1 protein-coding gene is annotated in these 757 nt (G+C 51.1%); it reads left to right on the forward strand.

Annotated features, from left to right (window positions below):
* Nucleotides 1-216 precede the first annotated feature (216 nt).
* A complete protein-coding gene (locus tag B0E52_RS18435) occupies nucleotides 217-636 on the forward strand; it encodes a hypothetical protein (RefSeq protein ID WP_139351708.1) in 420 nt (139 codons plus the stop codon).
* The last annotated feature ends 121 nt before the right edge of the window (nucleotides 637-757 follow it).

Consider the following 757-nt stretch of genomic DNA (forward strand, 5'->3'; position numbering starts at 1 on the left):
CGACCGATACATACGAGAACATGCCAAGCTGCTGGACGTCGGGGCTGCGCATCGGATCGGGCGGTCAGTGATTGAGAACGTCTATGACCGCGGCGGCGCGCGGAGGTTTCTCAACAGCCTGCTAGTGCGACACCGCCATTTCTCACTTGGCTAAGCGATCGTGCCAGAAAAGGTAAGCGCAACAGCGTACTTCAGGAACTCAGGCTTAGAATTGAGGTGGTCGATGCATGGATTCACGCAAGGCAATTGCTTCCCAATGTGATGGATCAAGAGCTTCTCGACAGCTCCCAGCAAGAATTGCGCAACTTGTTTAAAGCCTACAAAGATATTTCCTCGATTGAAGCGACTGGCGCCAGCGGCCGCGAAGATATGCACTGGTTAAAACGTGCCTTCATTCTTTATCCAACGACTAGCAAAAAAGCGCGACGCATAAAAATTGCATTTTGGCTCATCCTTATCACTTCAGCCATGGCCATAACTGGCGCTGCAATTCCTAAGCCTGGAGCTGATCCAAGTCTTGAATATCTTCTTACGCATCCCAGTATTTTTGTTGCTCTCATTCCATTTCTATTGGCTATTGTTGTGCTTCAGAACATGGCTGAGAATCAAAGGCGCAGTGATCGAAGTAAGAGCTAAGGAAACTCTGATTTTGCCCCGTGGTCGAAGCTCGACCTGAGGACGGATGTTACGCGATGACGCCGAAGCAGATGAGCCTGTCGATGGAGCACGACGCCGGTTTCGAACGGCACCGCAAGGC

Origin of the sequence: Rhodanobacter sp. C06 (assembly GCF_002001105.1) — a bacterium.
GTDB lineage: Bacteria > Pseudomonadota > Gammaproteobacteria > Xanthomonadales > Rhodanobacteraceae > Rhodanobacter_A.